Annotated in this window: 14 protein-coding genes and 1 pseudogene; 11 read left to right on the top strand and 4 right to left on the bottom strand. The window is 56.9% G+C overall.

Going from position 1 to position 17,490, the window contains the following annotated elements:
* Positions 1 to 186 precede the first annotated feature (186 nt).
* Positions 187 to 1,095 (bottom strand): threonine/homoserine exporter RhtA, encoded by a 909-nt coding sequence (gene rhtA, locus HA48_RS18120; RefSeq protein ID WP_128602567.1) that lies wholly within the window; start codon positions 1,093 to 1,095, stop codon positions 187 to 189.
* A 377-nt stretch (positions 1,096 to 1,472) separates the two neighbouring features.
* Here rhtA and ompX point away from each other — a divergent pair, with 377 nt between their 5' ends.
* Positions 1,473 to 1,985 carry an outer membrane protein OmpX gene (gene ompX / locus HA48_RS18115; protein WP_128602566.1) on the top strand — a complete coding sequence of 171 codons (513 nt, stop codon included), beginning with the start codon at positions 1,473 to 1,475 and terminating at the stop codon, positions 1,983 to 1,985.
* A 136-nt stretch (positions 1,986 to 2,121) separates the two neighbouring features.
* On the opposite strand, the gene HA48_RS18110 is transcribed toward ompX, so the two are convergent.
* Positions 2,122 to 2,316 (bottom strand): hypothetical protein, encoded by a 195-nt coding sequence (locus tag HA48_RS18110; RefSeq protein ID WP_128602565.1) that lies wholly within the window; start codon positions 2,314 to 2,316, stop codon positions 2,122 to 2,124.
* 264 nt (positions 2,317 to 2,580) lie between these two features.
* Here HA48_RS18110 and mntR point away from each other — a divergent pair, with 264 nt between their 5' ends.
* From mntR to HA48_RS18070, 8 genes are all read left to right on the top strand, one after another.
* Positions 2,581 to 3,039: a manganese-binding transcriptional regulator MntR gene (mntR, locus tag HA48_RS18105; protein WP_128602564.1), complete on the top strand. Its 459-nt coding sequence runs from the start codon at positions 2,581 to 2,583 to the stop codon at positions 3,037 to 3,039.
* Positions 3,040 to 3,061: 22 nt separating this feature from the next.
* Positions 3,062 to 4,171, top strand: coding sequence for an SLC13 family permease (locus tag HA48_RS18100; RefSeq protein WP_128602563.1), 1,110 nt, complete (start codon positions 3,062 to 3,064; stop codon positions 4,169 to 4,171).
* 172 nt (positions 4,172 to 4,343) lie between these two features.
* Positions 4,344 to 5,474, top strand: coding sequence for an HlyD family secretion protein (locus HA48_RS18095; protein WP_128602562.1), 1,131 nt, complete (start codon positions 4,344 to 4,346; stop codon positions 5,472 to 5,474).
* Positions 5,471 to 7,039, top strand: coding sequence for a DHA2 family efflux MFS transporter permease subunit (locus HA48_RS18090; protein ID WP_128602561.1), 1,569 nt, complete (start codon positions 5,471 to 5,473; stop codon positions 7,037 to 7,039). Before HA48_RS18095 ends, HA48_RS18090 begins: the two co-directional genes overlap by 4 nt.
* Before the next feature lies 1 nt (position 7,040).
* Complete coding sequence (locus HA48_RS18085) at positions 7,041 to 8,570, top strand: efflux transporter outer membrane subunit (RefSeq protein WP_128602560.1); 1,530 nt, start codon at positions 7,041 to 7,043, stop codon at positions 8,568 to 8,570.
* Between the two features lie 249 nt (positions 8,571 to 8,819).
* Entirely contained in the window at positions 8,820 to 10,301 is a 1,482-nt protein-coding gene (locus HA48_RS18080; protein ID WP_128602559.1) for a sugar porter family MFS transporter, read from the top strand.
* Positions 10,302 to 10,729: 428 nt separating this feature from the next.
* A complete protein-coding gene (locus tag HA48_RS18075; protein ID WP_128602558.1) occupies positions 10,730 to 11,131 on the top strand; it encodes an H-NS family histone-like protein in 402 nt (133 codons plus the stop codon).
* A 182-nt stretch (positions 11,132 to 11,313) separates the two neighbouring features.
* Positions 11,314 to 12,906 (top strand): ABC-F family ATPase, encoded by a 1,593-nt coding sequence (locus HA48_RS18070; RefSeq protein WP_128602557.1) that lies wholly within the window; start codon positions 11,314 to 11,316, stop codon positions 12,904 to 12,906.
* 34 nt (positions 12,907 to 12,940) lie between these two features.
* Here HA48_RS18070 and moeB read toward each other — a convergent pair whose 3' ends face one another.
* Together moeB and moeA are read right to left on the bottom strand one after the other, a co-directional pair.
* Entirely contained in the window at positions 12,941 to 13,696 is a 756-nt protein-coding gene (moeB, locus tag HA48_RS18065; protein ID WP_128602556.1) for a molybdopterin-synthase adenylyltransferase MoeB, read from the bottom strand.
* Positions 13,696 to 14,931 (bottom strand): molybdopterin molybdotransferase MoeA, encoded by a 1,236-nt coding sequence (gene moeA / locus HA48_RS18060; protein WP_279626746.1) that lies wholly within the window; start codon positions 14,929 to 14,931, stop codon positions 13,696 to 13,698. The genes moeB and moeA overlap by 1 nt, the downstream gene beginning before the upstream one ends.
* A 226-nt stretch (positions 14,932 to 15,157) precedes the next feature.
* Between moeA and HA48_RS18055 the strand changes: the two are divergent.
* Together HA48_RS18055 and HA48_RS18050 are read left to right on the top strand one after the other, a co-directional pair.
* Positions 15,158 to 16,122 (top strand): annotated as a pseudogene (locus tag HA48_RS18055) (isoaspartyl peptidase/L-asparaginase family protein).
* 9 nt (positions 16,123 to 16,131) lie between these two features.
* Positions 16,132 to 17,490 (top strand): ATP-binding cassette domain-containing protein (locus HA48_RS18050; RefSeq protein WP_128602554.1); only part of this gene is annotated, 1,359 nt, incomplete at its 3' end.

The raw sequence follows: 17,490 nt of genomic DNA, 5'->3' as shown, positions 1-17,490 counted from the left end.
AATTGTGCTCAGTCTGTGTGCGATAATTTGTGATTGCCATTTATATCAACAACATAATGATAGTGTTAATGAGTTTTCAATGATGTTGCAAAATAATAACAGCAAAAAAGTGGGGCGCAGCAAATTGAAAGCGAATGAGAATGAATAGTTATTCAGCCTGACGCCGTCAGGCTGAAGAGGGATTAATTATTGCGGATGCGTAATATCCACCTCTTTAATCTTCGCCGCTTTCTGTTTCATGGTTAACGTGGAGCCGGCCGACGCCGCGATAATCGCCAGTAGGGCGATCCACTGCTTCAGCGTCAAGAGCTCACCCAAAAACAGCATGCCGGAAAGCGCAGCCATTGCCGGTTCCAGACTCATCAGCGTGCCAAAAATACGCGCAGGCAGACGCGTCAGCGCCATCATCTCCAGAGAGTAAGGGATGGCGCTGGAGAGCAGGGCGATGAGCAGTGCCAGCGGCAGGATCTCCCACTGCCAGATGCCTGGTGCGGCAAATGTCAGCCCGAGGGGCACAAAAATCACGGAGGCGATCAGCGAGCCCATGGCAACCGTGGCCGGCCCATGTCCGGCGCCCGCACGCTGACCGGCCAGAATATAGACGGCCCAGCAGGCACCCGCTCCCACCGCCAGCAGGGCACCCATGGGATCGATATGGCTGATGCCATCGCCAACAGGCAGCAGGAACCACAAGCCCGCCACGGCCAGCAGCACCCAAAGAAAATCCAGCGGCCGGCGCGCGCCGGCCAGCGCCAGCGTAAGAGGCCCGAGAAACTCCAGCCCCACCGCGACGCCAAGCGGCACGGTACGGATCGATAAGTAGAACAGGTAGTTCATGCACCCCAGCGCCAGCCCGTACATGATGAGCGGTTTTCGCTGTTCCCGGGTGAAGCGCAAGCGCCACGGCTTAAAGATGACGCAGAGGATCAGTGTGCCCAGGCCCAGACGCAGTGCGGTAATGCCCGGCGCACCCACGGTCGAGAACAGGGATTTTGCCAGTGATGCACCGCCCTGGAGCGACAGCATCGCAATCAGCAGGACAGCAATGGGAAACACAACCGGGGCCATTTTCGAATGGGTAAGAGGCGCAGACATCCTGTATTTGATTCCTGTGGTGGTTAGCCTTGAAGAGACAGGTGCTCAGTGTAAAGGAATCCAGGGCAAATAAGGAGGTCGCTGGCGACAAAATGGGCAGTGCGTTTGTGCAATTAATCGCCACTTTCAGGGCCATTTCCGTAAAGAAATGTCAGGTTAGTTTAGGAATTTACTTAAAGGCATTATTTGCACAGCGAAATAGTGTTGCAGAAAAATGACGCTTTTTATAAGCAAAATGAATGACATAGGAAACTTCATTAACTTTCTGTTACACCAAACAATCTGTTAGACAACAAAATGCGGGCAGAGTTTCTTGCTAAGTTTTGTTATATTTTTAGCGTTGTCAGGAGAGAAGTATATTCACATTTGAGGTGGTTATGAAAAAAATTGCATGTCTTTCAGCACTGGCTTGTGTACTGGCAGTTTCTGCAGGTTCAGCCATGGCACAGAGCACCGTTTCTGCCGGTTACGCGCAGAGCGATTATCAAGGCGTTGCTAACAAAGCAAACGGCTTCAACCTGAAATACCGCTACGAAGACGGTTCTAACCCACTGGGCTGGATCGGTTCTTTCACCTACACCGAGAAAGATCGTACTGAAGATGGCGTGTACAACAAAGGCCAGTACTACGGCATCACTGCGGGTCCTGCTTACCGTCTGAACGACTGGGCAAGCATCTACGGCGTAGTTGGTGTTGGTTACGGTAAATTCCAGCAGAACGAAACTGCACGTCAGTCTAAATCTGACAGCAGCGACTACGGCTTCTCTTACGGCGCAGGTCTGCAGTTCAACCCAATCCAGGACGTTGCGCTGGATGTAGGTTACGAGCAGAGCCGTATCCGTAACGTTGACGTTGGCACCTGGATTGCTGGCGTAGGCTACAGCTTCTAAGTTTTTGCTTAGACCAGAGTTGCACAAGAACGGCCCCATGTGGGCCGTTTTTTTATGCCTGTAACATGCGCCTGGTGCCGGCGCCAGAAACACAAAACCCGCTCGGTGAGCGGGTTTTTATTGTGATAAGGGGCGTTTAGCCGCGCCAGATCAGATTCGGGCAGGGGCCCTCAGCGATTTTTTTGCCGGTGAGCTTTTCAATCAGCATCAGACGCAGCGCAAACGGCGAGCGAGTGAACAGGCATAGCAGCGATTTCAGCTCAAAAGCCGGTTTGCTCTTCTCTGCCCGGAAGCATTTACCACAGTCGAGGCAGCTTTTCATCGTGCTCATGTTTACCTCCCCAAAGGTTTACAACGTAACAGTAAGCACAGCCCGGCGATAAACAGCAGGAAAAGGGTCAGCAGCAGATAGGGTTCGTTCATCATTGCCTCCTTTATAAGCTAATTGCTTACAACATGAACAAAGATAGCATTGGCTATACTGTTTAGCCAACACTATTCAGGAAAAATTTGTGCTTATTTGTGCCTGGTTTACAATGGGCGCAGCCAGCCCGCACCGCAGGTAAAGTGCGGCAGATAATAAAGAGGAAGCTGAATGAGTCGTCGTGCGAAAAGCGCCATCAACATGCCCCAGGGGCCGCTGAAAGATATAGAGGAGCATGTCGAAGGATTTCGCCAGGTGCGCGAAGCACATCGTCGTGAACTGATTGATGATTACGTTGAGTTAATCTCTGATTTGATTCGTGAATTTGGTGAGGCGCGTCAGGTCGATATGGCTGCGCGGCTGGGGGTCTCTCAACCTACCGTGGCGAAAATGCTGAAGCGTCTGAGCACCACCGGGCTGGTCGAGCAGGTGCCGTATCGTGGCGTATTCCTGACGGCCGAAGGAGAGAAGCTGGCCGAAGCCAGCCGCGTGCGTCACCACATCGTTGAGACCTTCCTGCTGGCACTGGGTGTCAGCCCGGAAACAGCACGCCGTGACTCTGAAGGTCTTGAGCATCACGTCAGTGATGAAACCCTCGCTGTCTTCCAAAAATTTTACGAGAGTCGCTAACTTAACAAGGCCTGCTGCCATCATGCCCATCGTGCTTCGATCCTTAATGCGTGACCGTATTTTGCATTTGCTGTTGCTGTTGGGTGTGATTCTGCTGCCGCTGGCGCACTATCGCTGGTCTGAGCTGCCGGCCGCCGTGGACTGGCACACCATCATGACGCTGACCGGTCTGCTGATGCTGACCAAGGGGCTGGAGAACAGCGGCTACTTCGATGTGCTCGGCGCGCGTCTGGCGCAGCGCTTTCAGCACGAACGGACGCTGGCGCTGTTTATGGTCTGCGCCGCCGCGCTGCTCTCCACTTTTCTGACCAATGATGTGGCGCTGTTTATCCTGGTGCCGCTTACTCTGACGCTGCGCAAATTCTCGCGCCTGCCTATATCGCGGCTGATCATTTTTGAAGCGCTGGCGGTGAATGCCGGCTCGCTACTGACGCCGGTCGGTAATCCACAAAATATTCTGTTGTGGAGCCACGGAACGCTGAGCGTGCCCGGTTTTATTGCGCAGATGGCGCCGCTGGCAGCGGTACTGATGCTGACCCTGATGGCGCTTACCTGGTGGAGTTTCCCGGCGCGCGCCATTGAAACGCATGCGCAAAGCGGCGCGCAGCAGTGGCATAAGCCGCTGTTTCTGGTCAGCGTACTTCTCTATGTTGTGTTTATTGTGGCGCTGGAGTTACAGCTCACCGGCTGGGCGCTGCTGCTGGTCGCCGGCTGTTTCCTGCTAATGGCGCGCAGCGTGCTGGTGAGCATCGACTGGAGCCTGCTGCTGGTCTTCGTGGCGATGTTTATTGATGTCTTCCTGCTAATGCACCTGCCGGTTTTGCAGCCGTGGTTCGCGGCTATCACTCAGCTGGGCGAGGGCGGTCTCTATCTGCTGGCGATCGGCTTATCGCAAATCATCAGTAATGTGCCAGCCACCATTCTGCTACTGCAGAAAGTGCCGCCGTCCGATGTACTGGCATGGGCGGTAAACATTGGCGGTTTTGGCCTGCTGCCGGGATCGCTGGCAAACCTGATTGCGCTGCGTATGGCTCAGGATGCCAAGGTGTGGTGGCGCTTCCATCTCTTTTCGCTGCCGATGCTGGCCTGGTCAATGCTGTGCGGCTGGCTGCTGCTGCGCTGGCTGCATTAAGGCTTCGCTTGCGCTAAAACCCGGCCTGATTCAGCGCGTTACCGCGCGCTGTGGCAGAACGTGCCGCGATTGTCTGCTTATGTAAAGTTGCACTGGCATTTGTCAATTTCCCATCTAAGGTTAAGTTGACCGTTTTCGCCCAGGATTGGGTTACAGCCAGTGAAGACAAATTATGAGTGACAACCAGAATCAGCCGCCTTCGCGCGAGCAGCAAGACCCGCAGCACACCGCCGATGACCAGCAACAGAGTGATGAACAACCACGTAAACGCCCCGGCAAAAAACCGCTGATTATTCTCGCCATTGTCGTGATAGTGATGCTGCTGGTGGGATTCTGGTTCTGGTTCAGCACGCGCAATATTGAGACCACCGATGACGCCTTTACTGAAGGTGACGCGGTAACCATTGCGCCGAAAGCGTCTGGCTATGTGGTGCAGCTGCTGGTAAAAGACAACCAGCGGGTGAAAAAGGGCGATTTACTGCTGGTAATCGACCCACGTGATAACAGCGCGCAGCGCGATCAGGCCAGAGCCCAGCTGGGTCTGGCGCAGGCGCAGCTGCATCAGGCGCAGGCGCAGCTGGCGCTGTCGCGCGTGCAGTATCCGGCCCAGCGCGATCAGGCGTTAGCCGATCAGGCCAAAGCGCAGGCGAACTTACTCAACGCCCAGGCGGATTATCGCCGCCAGCGCGGCGTTGACCCGCGCGCAACCTCGCAACGCAATATTGATACCGCCGCGGCACAGCTGCGCTCTGCGGAAGCGCAGTTGCAAAGCGCCAAAGCGCAGGTTGAAGTCGCTTCTCAGGTACAGCTGCAAATCCGTCAGCAGGAGACCAACGTTGAGGCGCGCCAGCAGCAGGTTGAGCAGGCCCAGGCGCAGCTCAATACCGCCGAGCTGAATCTCTCTTATACCGAAGTACGCGCGCCCTATGATGGCTTTGTCACTAAACGCAACGTCCAGCAGGGCTCGCTGGTGCAGGCTGGCACGGCGCTGTTTTCGCTGGTATCACCGCAGATCTGGATTACCGCCAACTTTAAAGAGTCACAGCTGGCGCGCATGAATCCGGGTGATAAAGTGGAGATTGGCGTCGATGCCTGGCCAGACATGAAGCTGGAAGGGCATGTGGATAGCGTGCAGATGGGCTCCGGCTCGCGCTTCTCTACCTTCCCGGCAGAAAACGCCACCGGTAACTATGTGAAAATCGTTCAGCGCGTGCCGGTAAAAATAGTCATTGATAAAGGTCTCGATCCGAATCATCCACTGCCGCTCGGCCTGTCGGTTGAACCGAAGGTAACCGTGGAATGAGTGCGAGCGAAAGCTGGCGTCCGGCCAGCAATCCGTGGCTGGTTGCCATCACGGTAACGCTGGCGGTGTTTATGGAGATTCTCGATACCACCATCGTGAACGTGGCGCTGCCGCATATTGCCGGTTCGCTGTCATCCAGCTACGACGAATCCACCTGGGTGCTCACCTCCTATCTGGTGGCGAACGGGATTGTGCTGCCGATCTCCGCCTTCTTCAGCCGCCTGTTTGGCCGCAAGCAGTTCTTCCTAATCTGCATCGTCATGTTCACCGTCTGCTCGTTCCTGTGCGGCATCGCTACGGAGCTGTGGCAGATCATTCTGTTTCGTATTCTGCAGGGCTTTTTTGGCGGCGGCCTGCAGCCGGTGCAGCAGTCGGTGCTGCTTGACTACTTTAAGCCGGAAGACCGCGGCAAAGCGTTTGGTCTCTCCTCTATTGCCATCATCGTCGCACCGGTAATTGGTCCGACGCTGGGCGGCTGGATCACCGATAACTACAGCTGGCGCTGGGTATTCTTTATCAATATCCCGGTGGGCATTCTGACGGTGCTGGCTATCTATCAGCTGCTGGAGGATCCGCCATGGGAGCGCAAGTGGGATAAAGGCCGGCTGAAAATCGACTACATCGGCATCAGCTTAATCACCCTCGGTTTAGGGTGCCTGCAGGTGTTCCTGGACCGGGGTGAGGATGAAGACTGGTTCGCCTCGCACTTTATTCGCCTGTTCGCCATGCTGGCAGCGATTGGCATTGTGGGTGCCGTGTACTGGCTGCTGTATGCGCGTAAACCGGTCGTTGATATCACGGTGATGAAGGACCGCAATTTCTGGGTCGCCGGCTTGCTGATGGCCGGCATGGCGATGATCCTCTACGGTAGCTCGGTGGTTCTGCCGCAGCTGGCGCAGCAGGATCTCGGCTACACCGCGACCTGGTCAGGGCTGGTGCTCTCGCCCGGGGCGATATTGATTGTGCTGACCATCCCGCTGGTGCTCAAGCTGATGCCTGTGGTGCAGACGCGCTACATTATCGCCTTCGGCTTTAGCTGCCTTGCGCTGGCGTTCTTCTACTCCAGCACCTTAACGCCGGATGTGGATTTCACCACGCTGGTACTGATGCGCAGCGCGCAGTCGATTGGCCTCGGCTTCCTGTTCGTGCCGCTCACCACCATCGCCTTTGTCACCGTACCGCAGCGGCTCAATGCCGATGCATCGGCGCTGTTCACCATGTTCCGTAACGTCGCCGGTTCGATCGGTATTTCGCTGGCGACCGCCGGGATTACCGAGCGGGAACAGGTACGCTCGGCCCATATGGTGCACAACATGTCGCCGCTCAACGAGCAGTTCAACATCACACTGCAGCACTGGGCGCAGGCGATCCGTGATTTTACCCGGGCAGTAGGCGATCCGCTGACGCTGGCAAGTGGCCAGCTCTACCAGGAGATGATCGCGCAGGCGCGTATCCTGGCGTATATCGACGTGTTCATGGGTCTGAGCATTGTCGCCGTATTACTGATCCCTTTTTGTTGGTTGCTTTCGCCCATCAAGAGCGAAGGCAGTGCAGGAGCACATTAACATGATCACCTCTTCGCGCGTTACGTCGTCGCTGACGCTGCTGGCGCTGTCACTATTGCTGGCCGGTTGCGCCGTCGGGCCCGATTATCAGCCACCGCAGGCGCAAACGCCGGGCAGCTATCGCGATCTGCCTTCACAGCAGGCATCGAAACCGCAGGAGGCAGCTACCAATCCGCTGTGGTGGAAAAGCTTTCACGATCCGCAACTTGATAGCCTGATTGAGCGCGCTATCGCCGGCAATCTCAGCCTGCAGCAGTCGGTGCTGCGCATCGCCGGTGCGCGTGAGCAGCTGGCGCAGGCGCGGGGCGGTCTCTTCCCTTCGCTGAACGGCTCCGCCAAAGTGACGCGTCAGCAGCTCGGGCTGAAAGGCCTGCTGAAATCGAACGGCGTTTATGACCAGGTGGATGACGACGTCGCCGATCAGCTCAACGGCCTGAATCACTCCGTCACGCTCTATCAGGGCAGTTTTGATGCCAGCTGGGAGCTGGATTTATGGGGCAAAGTCCGCCGGCAGATGGAGGCGGCGGATGCGCAGCAGCAAGCGGCGATTGAGCAACGCAACGATGCGCTGGTCTCGCTGGAAGCTGAAGTGGCGCGCGCCTGGCTGCAACTGCGGGGCGCGCAGGCGGTACTGGCCACCCTGCAGCAGCAAATTGCTATCGCGCAGCAGAGCTGGGAGCTGACGCAGAGCCAGCAGCGCAACGGCCTGGCGCCGCTGACTGACGTGGAGAATGCCCGCGCGCAGCTGGCATCGCTGAACGCGCAGCTGCCGCAGTATCAGGCGCAGGCGCGCCAGGCGATGAATGGCCTTGCCGTACTGCTGGGGAAAACGCCGGGTGCGCTGGATAATGAGCTGATGAACAGCAAAGCGCTGCCGACCTTACCGGCGCTGGTGCCGGTGGGCATTCCGTCAACGCTGGCACGCCGTCGACCCGATATTCGTCAGGCCGAAGCCAATCTGCATGCGCAGACCGCGAACATTGGCGTCTCGGTAGCGAATCTGTTCCCCAGCCTGTCACTCACCGGCCAGCTGGGCGTGCGCAACACCGATGCCAGCTATCTGGATGACTGGAGCAGCCACTTCTTCAGCGTGGGGCCTTCGCTCTCTATCCCTATTTTCCAGGGCGGGCGGCTGGTCTCCAGCGTCAGGCTGGCGCGTGCGCAGCAGGCCAGTGCGGCACTGGATTACCGCCAGACGGTGCTGACAGCGCTGCAGGACGTAGAAAACGCACTGGTTAGCTACCGTGCCGACCAGCAGCAGGTTACCGCGCTGGATGAAACCACCGGCGCCCTGCAGCGGGCTTTCGATCTTGCCAGCGACAGCTACCGGCAGGGCATTTCAACCTTCCTTGAGGTGCTGGACGCGCAGCGTCAGCTGGCGCAGGCAGAAGCGCAATCCACCCAGGCGCGCATGCAGAGCGCGCTGGATCTGGTTGCGCTCTATAAAGCTCTGGGCGGCGGCTGGGAGCCCTGGCAGAAAATTGATCTCCCTGACTATGACGTCTTTGGCCCGGCCACCGCAGTAAAATAACCTCTCCGGCCGCGTTATCGCGGCCCTCTTCTCAGCGCGAAATAAATGTTTTTTTATCTCTCCCGCTGTGCAAAAACTGAAATTCTTATTCCGTGACGATTTACCATCAGCTGCGCTGGTTTTTGTGACCTGTGTCGTACGCATTCGCGATGTTTATGACATGTAGCGCAAAATTTAAATTTCATATTTATAGTTTACGGTTGAAATAATCTATTTTTGATGTTTATCACATCAGGAAAGGAGTGGGTTATGTCCGGCGAAAGTTATCTCACCGCTAATAAGGCTTCCGGGCCGAACAGTAATACGCGCACTGAGCCATTTGTGAAAGTGATTGCAATGATCGCTACCCTCGGGGGCTTGCTGTTCGGCTACGATACGGGCGTTATCTCTGGCGCGCTGCTCTTTATGGGGGATGAACTGCACCTCACGCCATTTACCACCGGATTAGTGACCAGCAGCCTGCTCTTTGGCGCGGCGTTTGGGGCGCTGGCGTCGGGCCACTTTGCGGCCGCGGTCGGGCGGAGAAAAATTATTCTGGTGCTGGCGATAATCTTCGCCATCGGCGCGATCGGTACCGCGCTGGCACCGGACGTTGACTGGATGATTTTTTTCCGCCTGATCCTGGGCGTCGCCGTCGGCGGGGCATCTGCTACCGTGCCGGTTTATATCGCAGAAATGGCACCAGCCAATAAACGTGGCCAGCTGGTGACGATGCAGGAGTTGATGATTGTCTCCGGACAGATGCTGGCCTATATCTCCAACGCCGGCTTCAACGCCGCCTGGGGCGGTAACGAGACCTGGCGCTGGATGCTGGCGGTTGCCACAGTGCCGGCGGTACTGCTGTGGTTCGGCATGATGTTTATGCCTGATACGCCGCGCTGGTACGCAATGAAAGGACGCCTTGCGGAAGCGCGTAAAGTGCTGGAGCGCACGCGCGCGCGTGAAGATGTTGAGTGGGAGATGACCGAAATTGAAGAGACGCTGGCTGAAGAGCAGCAGCAGCGTCCGCGTCTGCGCGACTTACGCCAGCCGTGGCTGATTAAACTCTTTTTGATCGGTATTGGTATCGCCGCTATTCAGCAGTTAACCGGCGTGAACACCATCATGTATTACGCGCCCACCATGTTAAAAGCGGTGGGGATGAGCGATGACGCGGCGCTATTTGCCACGATCGCGAACGGCGCTATTTCCGTGTTAATGACCTTTGTTGGCATCTGGCTGCTGGGCCGCATCGGACGCCGCACCATGGCGATGATCGGTCAGTTTGGCTGTACCGCCTGCTTACTCTTTATTGGCGCCGTCAGTTACCTGATGCCGGAAACCGTCAATGGTCAGCCGGATATGTTGCGCAGTTATATGGTGCTGCTGGGGATGCTGATGTTTTTAAGTTTTCAGCAGGGTGCGCTGTCGCCGGTAACCTGGCTGCTGCTGTCGGAAATTTTCCCGACCCGTCTGCGCGGGATATTTATGGGCGGGGCGGTCTTTGCCCTGTGGATTGCCAATTTCCTTATTTCACTGATGTTTCCGATCCTGCTCGCCTCGGTAGGCTTATCGGGGGCGTTCTTTATATTTGCCGCGATTGGTATCGGCGGCGCGCTTTTTGTTGTGCGCTTTGTACCGGAAACGCGGAATCGCTCGCTGGAACAAATCGAACATTATTTGCACGAGCGGCTGGCTAATGCAGAGGAGCGGCAAGCGGTATTACGTCCGGCCGTGAAGAAAACCTTCTGATTACTACCTGATGATTTGCGTTAAGGCCGGTGCGATACCGGCCTTTTTTATGCGCGGCTGCGGCTAAAAATGAGATTCTGCTCCCATCCGCAGCAATATTATAATCACGACTAAAAATAGCCGACGCTGTCATCATTAATGTTTGTTTACCATTGTGCTCACTTCTGCCACAGCGGGCAATAAACGCTAAATGCTTGTTTCGTACGCGGGAATAAGCGGTGAAATCGATTCCCGCTCCCGCAAACGCTACACTTAACTGCGATAAATTCATCGTTTATTTACGCCGCACACCAGGTTTAAACCCCAACGTAAGAAATATGTTAAATGTCTCGGAATAATCCGGGCTATAAAATTAATTTATTTTTTTATTTGAATTAGGTAATCTTGCCACTACAGTTTATTTAAACCCCTTAAGCAAGGACATTGTGATGAGTGACGCATTTAAAGTTCTGAACAACATTCGCACATTACGTGCACAGGCGCGCGAACTGCCGCTGACCGACCTGGAAGAGATTCTGGAAAAATTAACTGTCGTTGTGACTGAACGTCGTGACGAAGTTGAAGCAGAAGAAGCGCAGAACCGCGAAAAAGAAGAGAAGCTCTCTAAATACCGCGAAATGCTGCTGGCTGACGGTATTGACCCGAACGAATTGCTGGGCGCACTGGAAACCGGTAAAAAACGCGCCAAGCGTGCGCCGCGTCCGGCTAAATATTCTTACACCGATGAAAACGGTGAAGAGAAATCATGGACCGGCCAGGGCCGTACTCCGGCAGCGATTAAAAAAGCGCTGGATTCAGGTAAAAGCCTGGATAGCTTCCTGATCAAATAATCTGCACAATCCTTGTAAGCGGGAGCCGGAGGTGATTTGCCTCCGGCTTTTTATTTATCCAGCCTCAACAATGCTTTCAGCTCTTCGTCCCTCCGGCCGCAGGCGCCAGGGTGGCTCACGCAGCCCACATCTGGCATAATGCCCGCTGTTTTTTCCTCCACTGCGTAACAAAGGTCAATGCCGTGTTAGTTTCCAGCAATATCACTATGCAGTTCGGCAGTAAGCCGCTGTTTGAGAATATCTCCGTTAAATTTGGCGGCGGTAATCGTTACGGTTTAATCGGTGCGAACGGCAGCGGTAAATCGACCTTCATGAAAATACTGGGCGGCGACCTTGTTCCGACCAATGGAAATGTTTCCCTCGACCCTAACGAGCGCATCGGTAAGTTGCGCCAGGATCAGTTCGCCTTTGAGCAATATAGCGTGCTGGATACCGTGATTATGGGTCACCAGGAATTATGGACCGTGAAGCAGGAGCGCGACCGGATATATGCACTGCCGGAAATGAGCGAGGAGGAGGGCTATAAAGTTGCCGACCTGGAAGTCGCTTACGGTGAAATGGATGGTTACAGTGCAGAGTCGCGCGCCGGTGAATTATTACTGGGCGTCGGTATCCCTGTTGAGCAGCATTACGGGCCAATGAGTGAAATTGCACCAGGCTGGAAATTGCGTGTGCTGCTGGCGCAGGCCTTATTTGCTAACCCCGATATTTTGTTGCTCGATGAACCGACCAACAACCTGGATATTGATACCATCCGCTGGCTTGAGCAGGTTCTTAACGAACGTGACAGCACCATGATCATCATTTCGCATGACCGTCATTTCCTGAATATGGTCTGTACGCACATGGCGGATCTGGATTACGGCGAACTGCGCGTTTATCCGGGCAACTATGATGAATATATGACAGCGGCTACCCAGGCGCGTGAGCGTTTATTAGCGGACAACGCCAAGAAGAAAGCACAAATTGCCGATCTGCAGTCATTCGTCAGCCGCTTTAGTGCGAACGCCTCTAAATCGCGTCAGGCAACTTCGCGTGCGAAACAGATTGATAAAATCAAACTGGATGAAGTCAAAGCCTCGAGCCGTCAAAACCCGTATATCCGTTTTGACCAGGATAAAAAGTTATTCCGTAATGCGCTGGAAGTGGAAGCCCTGACAAAAGGCTTTGATAACGGCCCGCTGTTTAAAAATCTTAATCTGCTGCTGGAAGTGGGCGAAAAGCTGGCGATTCTGGGTGCCAACGGTATTGGTAAATCCACTCTGCTGAAAACGCTGGTGGGTGAACTGCAACCGGACAGCGGCACGGTGAAGTGGTCGGAGAATGCGCGTATTGGCTATTATGCGCAGGACCACGCAGAGGATTTTGCCGATGACCTGAGCGTGTTCGACTGGATGAGCCAGTGGAAACAGGAGGGTGACGACGAGCAGGCGGTGCGCAGTATTTTAGGACGTCTGCTGTTCAGCCATGACGATATCAAAAAGCCTGCGAAGGTGCTGTCCGGTGGTGAGAAGGGCCGCATGCTGTTCGGCAAGCTGATGATGCAGAAGCCGAACATTCTGGTGATGGACGAACCGACCAACCACCTGGATATGGAGTCGATCGAGTCGCTGAACATGGCGCTGGAGATGTACGAAGGTACGCTGATCTTCGTCTCGCATGACCGTGAGTTTGTCAGCTCGCTGGCGACGCGCGTGATTGAGATGAAAAGCGATCGTATCGTTGACTTCACCGGTAATTACGAAGATTTCCTGCGCAGCCAGGGTATTTACTGATTATCGCGTAATACGGCTGGCAACGCGCCAGCCGTTATCCACCGCCGCACACCTCACAATGCGCATCCTGCGCCACCTTCATACTGCGAAATTCTGCACGCATGGCATCGTACATGAATAGCCGTGCGCGGGCGGGCTCGCCAAACGCGCTCAGTACTTTCAACGCCTCCATTGCCTGCATTGTGCCAATCACGCCCACCAGCGGTGCCATCACCCCCGCTTCGACACAGCTAAGCGTCTGCGCGCCGAACAGGCGGCTGATACAGCGGTAACACGGCTCGCCCGGCTGCCAGGTAAACACACTGAGCTGGCCCTCCATACGGATGGCGGCACCGGAGATCAGCGGTACCTTATGCTGAAAGCAGAGACGGTTGATCTGTTCACGCGTGGTGACATTATCGGTGCAGTCCAGCACCGCATCATGACGGGCAATCAGCGCTGCCAGCTGCGTATCGTCCAGCTGCGCATCAATCGCTTCCAGCACACAGTGCGGATTAATCGCGGCCAGCTGCTGCTGCGCTGAGCGTACTTTTGCCTCACCAATCTTTGCGTCGCTATGTAGCACCTGGCGCTGCAGGTTACTCAGGCTAACGGTATCAAAATCGAGCAGGGTCACATGGCCCACGCCCGCCGAGACCAGATAGGGCGCTGCCGCGCAGCCCAGACCACCTAACCCGACCACCAGCACGCGTGATGCCTTGAGCGCCTCCTGGCCGTCAAAATCAAAGCCGCGCAGCACAATTTGTCGGTTGTAGCGCAGCATCTCTTCATCGCTAAGCTCAATACCCATCAGCCCTCCAGCAGGCTATTAAAGGGTTCAATATCCACCCATTCGCCGGGCGCTATGTCACCGCGCTCGCGCTCCAGTACGATAAAGCAGTCGGCCAGTGCGAAGGAGCTGAAAACGTGCGAGCCCTGCGCGCCAGTGCTGCGCACCTCCAGCACACCATCATCGCCACGGCTGAGGATACCGCGCTGGAAGTCGAGGCGGCCGGGGGATTTCTTCAGCCGCTGGGTGGCGCGCGCGCGCTGGCGCAGCGGCATGATGCGGGTAGTCTGGCCGGTCAGCGTGGCCAGCAGCGGCTGCACCAGCTGATAGAAGGTCACGGCCGCAGAGACCGGATTACCCGGCAGGCCGCAGAACCAGCTGTTTGCCAGCCGGCCAAACGCAAAGGGTTTGCCCGGCTTAATGGCCAGCTTCCAGAAGGTGATAGCGCCCAGCTCCTCCAGCATCGCTTTGGTGAAATCCGCTTCGCCCACGGAGACGCCGCCGGTACTGATCACCACGTCCGCCTGCCGATCGGCCTCGCTGAACGCCTGGCGCAGCGCCGCGGGATCGTCGGCAATCACGCCCAGATCGATCACTTCACAGCCCAGCCTGCGCAGCATCAGCGAGACGGTAAACCGGTTGGTATCGTAAATCTGACCTGCCGCCAGCGGCTGACCCACGGCCTGCAGCTCATCGCCGGTAGAGAAAATCGCCACGCGCAGTTTACGCAGCACGCTCACTTCGGCAATGCCAAGCGAGGCCAGCAGCGGCAGCTCTGCGGCACCAAGCCGTACGCCAGCGTCCAGCACCTGCTTGCCGGCCTGAATGTCTTCACCGATGCGGCGAATATTCTGTCCATCTTGCACCGGGGCGGTAATCACAATACCACCGTCACGCTGCGTCGTTTGCTCCTGCATCACTACCGCGTCACAGCCTGCAGGGATGGGGGCACCGGTCATAATGCGAATAACGCTGCCCGCCGGCCATTCACCGGTAAACGGCGCGCCCGCAAACGCTTTGCCTGCCACAGGCAGAACAGCCTCTGCTGCCATATCGCTCAGGCGCACGGCATAGCCGTCCATGGCCGAGTTATCGAACGGCGGGACATCCAGCGGTGAGCGAATCGGTTTGGCCGTGATGCGCCCGGCGGCCTCCGCCAGCGCAACATTGAGGCAATCGCTGATGGGCTGTAGCTGTTGCAGCATCTTTTGCTGCGCGTCTTCGAGGGAGATTAATCCTGCGGTGAAAGGTTCCATGTCCATCTTTGCCTGGTTAATTGCAGATGCTGCCTATTATGGTGGCAATTGCGTCCGGAGTCACATACGACAAAAAAGCATAACCCACATAAAAAGGTTATGACCGCGATGGCAGTTTCTGCTTTACAAGCCGTAAGGGCCTTTCTATAGTCGAAAATTGCCAAAAAAAGATGAAAACCATTCTAAATCAGTGTTTTTGCCACTGATTCCTGCACAGGGTACGGTTATGGCTAAAGCAGTTATCGCAATCCACGGTGGCGCGGGCGCAATTACGCGTGCGGCCATGAGCGCGGAAAAAGAGCAGCACTATCGACAGCAGCTGGCCGCAATTGTCGCAGCGGGCCAGCAGATTCTCGCCAGCGGCGGCAGTGCGCTGGATGCCGTGACCGAAGCGGTGCGCCTGCTGGAGGAGTGCCCGCTGTTTAACGCCGGCAAGGGCGCGGTGTTTACGCACCAGGGCACGCATGAGCTGGATGCCAGCATTATGGATGGGCGCACGCTGGATATTGGCGCTGTCGCGGGTGTCAGCATATCCGCAATCCTGTTCTTGCCGCGCGTAAAGTGCTGGAGGCCAGCCCGCACGTGATGTTTATCGGTGCCGGCGCAGAGGACTTCGCCGCAGCGCAGGGGCTGGAGCCGGTGGCCGCCGATTTCTTCTCCACGCCGGAACGTCGGGAGCAGCTGGAGCGCGCGCTGAACAGCGATGAGATGCTGCTCGATCACGACGGTGCGGCCAACAGTCACGGCGAAGATCCGCTGGACCCGGATCGCAAATTCGGCACCGTGGGCGCGGTAGCGCTCGATGTTCACGGTAATCTGGCGGCGGCCACCTCAACCGGCGGCATGACCAACAAACAGGTCGGACGCGTTGGCGATTCGCCGCTGGCAGGCGCGGGTTGCTATGCCAATAACGCCACCGTGGCGGTCTCCTGTACCGGCACCGGCGAGGTCTTTATCCGCACGCTGGCCGCCTACGATGTCTCGGCCCAGATGGAGTATGGCGGGCGCTCACTACAGCAGGCCACTGCCAGCGTGATCCACGATAAAGTGCAGGAGCTGGGGGGCAGTGGCGGATTGATTGCCGTGGATGCGCACGGCAACGTAGCGCTGCCCTTTAACAGCGAAGGCATGTATCGCGGTTTCGCCCGGGTTGAGGGCGATATTGAGGTAGCCATTTACCGCGACAGCTAAGGAGCAGGCATGACGGAGCAACAGCAGTTTGCGCCAGAGCAGGTACTGGCAGTACGCGATCTAAGCGTACGCTTTCAGCATGAAGGACGCATTACCGAAGCGGTGCGCAACTTGTCGCTGGATCTCTATCGCGGTGAAACGCTGGCGCTGGTGGGCGAATCCGGCTCGGGCAAATCCGTGACCTCGCTGGCGCTGATGCGCCTGATTCAGCAGGCCGGCGGCGACGTCAGCGGTGAGATTCACCTGCGGCGGCGCAACGGCGAGATGCTGGATGTGATGCGGGCTTCCGGCAGCCAGATGCGCAAGGTGCGCGGCGCAGACATGGCGATGATTTTTCAGGAGCCGATGACCTCGCTCAACCCGGTCTTTACCGTGGGTGAACAGATTGCCGAATCCATTCGTCTGCATCAGAACAAAAGTCACCAGCAGGCGCAGACCGAAGCGCGGCGGATGCTCGACCTGGTGCGCATTCCCGAAGCACACAATGTGCTGTCACGCTATCCGCATCAGCTCTCCGGCGGTATGCGCCAGCGCGTCATGATTGCCATGGCGCTGTCGTGCCAGCCGGCGCTGCTGATCGCCGATGAGCCCACGACCGCACTGGACGTGACGATACAGGCACAGATTCTGCAACTCATCCGCGTGCTGCAAAAAGAGATGCAGATGGGGGTGATTTTCATTACCCATGATATGGGCGTGGTGGCGGAGATGGCCGATCGCGTGCAGGTGATGTATCGCGGCGATGTGGTTGAGCGCGCGCCGGTGCAGCAGCTGTTTGATGCGCCGCAGCAGCCTTACACGCGTGCGCTGCTGGCGGCGGTGCCGAAGCTGGGGGCAATGCGCGGCCAGCCGTTACCGGCAAAGTTTCCACTGCTGCACAGCAACGGGCGTGAAGAGGCGCCCACGCCACAAAATACCGTGCGTCACGATCGCCCGCCTATTTTACAGGTGCGCGATCTGGTCACCCGCTTCGATATCCGCGGCGGCCTGTTTAATCGGGTGAAGCGCCGCGTCCATGCGGTGGAGAGCGTCAGTTTCGATCTCTATGCCGGTGAAACGCTGGCGCTGGTGGGAGAGTCCGGCTGCGGCAAATCCACAACCGGGCGCTCGCTGCTGCGGCTGGTCGCCAGCCAGGGCGGCAGCATCACCTTTGACGGGCAGCGTATCGATGCGCTGGAGGGGCGCGCGCTGGCGTCACTGCGCCGTGATATTCAGTTTATTTTCCAGGACCCGTACGCGTCGCTCGACCCGCGTCTTACGGTGGGCTTTTCAGTTATGGAGCCGCTGCTGGTGCATAACACGATGAGCCGTGCCCAGGCGGAGAAGCGCGTCGCCTGGCTGCTGGAGCGCGTCGGCCTGCTGCCGGAG

Origin of the sequence: Pantoea wallisii (assembly GCF_002095485.1) — a bacterium.
GTDB classification, from domain to species: domain Bacteria; phylum Pseudomonadota; class Gammaproteobacteria; order Enterobacterales; family Enterobacteriaceae; genus Pantoea; species Pantoea wallisii.
This window is presented reverse-complemented; position numbering and strand designations above follow the sequence as displayed.

Excerpts from the sequence above, each read along its gene's own strand:
- rhtA (WP_128602567.1), bottom strand. The coding sequence starts at position 1,095 with ATGTCTGCGCCTCTTACCCATTCGAAAATGGCCCCGGTTGTGTTTCCC.
- ompX (WP_128602566.1), top strand. The coding sequence starts at position 1,473 with ATGAAAAAAATTGCATGTCTTTCAGCACTGGCTTGTGTACTGGCAGTT.
- HA48_RS18110 (WP_128602565.1), bottom strand. The coding sequence starts at position 2,316 with ATGAGCACGATGAAAAGCTGCCTCGACTGTGGTAAATGCTTCCGGGCA.
- mntR (WP_128602564.1), top strand. The coding sequence starts at position 2,581 with ATGAGTCGTCGTGCGAAAAGCGCCATCAACATGCCCCAGGGGCCGCTG.
- HA48_RS18100 (WP_128602563.1), top strand. The coding sequence starts at position 3,062 with ATGCCCATCGTGCTTCGATCCTTAATGCGTGACCGTATTTTGCATTTG.
- HA48_RS18095 (WP_128602562.1), top strand. The coding sequence starts at position 4,344 with ATGAGTGACAACCAGAATCAGCCGCCTTCGCGCGAGCAGCAAGACCCG.
- HA48_RS18090 (WP_128602561.1), top strand. The coding sequence starts at position 5,471 with ATGAGTGCGAGCGAAAGCTGGCGTCCGGCCAGCAATCCGTGGCTGGTT.
- HA48_RS18085 (WP_128602560.1), top strand. The coding sequence starts at position 7,041 with ATGATCACCTCTTCGCGCGTTACGTCGTCGCTGACGCTGCTGGCGCTG.
- HA48_RS18080 (WP_128602559.1), top strand. The coding sequence starts at position 8,820 with ATGTCCGGCGAAAGTTATCTCACCGCTAATAAGGCTTCCGGGCCGAAC.
- HA48_RS18075 (WP_128602558.1), top strand. The coding sequence starts at position 10,730 with ATGAGTGACGCATTTAAAGTTCTGAACAACATTCGCACATTACGTGCA.
- moeB (WP_128602556.1), bottom strand. The coding sequence starts at position 13,696 with ATGGGTATTGAGCTTAGCGATGAAGAGATGCTGCGCTACAACCGACAA.
- moeA (WP_279626746.1), bottom strand. The coding sequence starts at position 14,931 with ATGGAACCTTTCACCGCAGGATTAATCTCCCTCGAAGACGCGCAGCAA.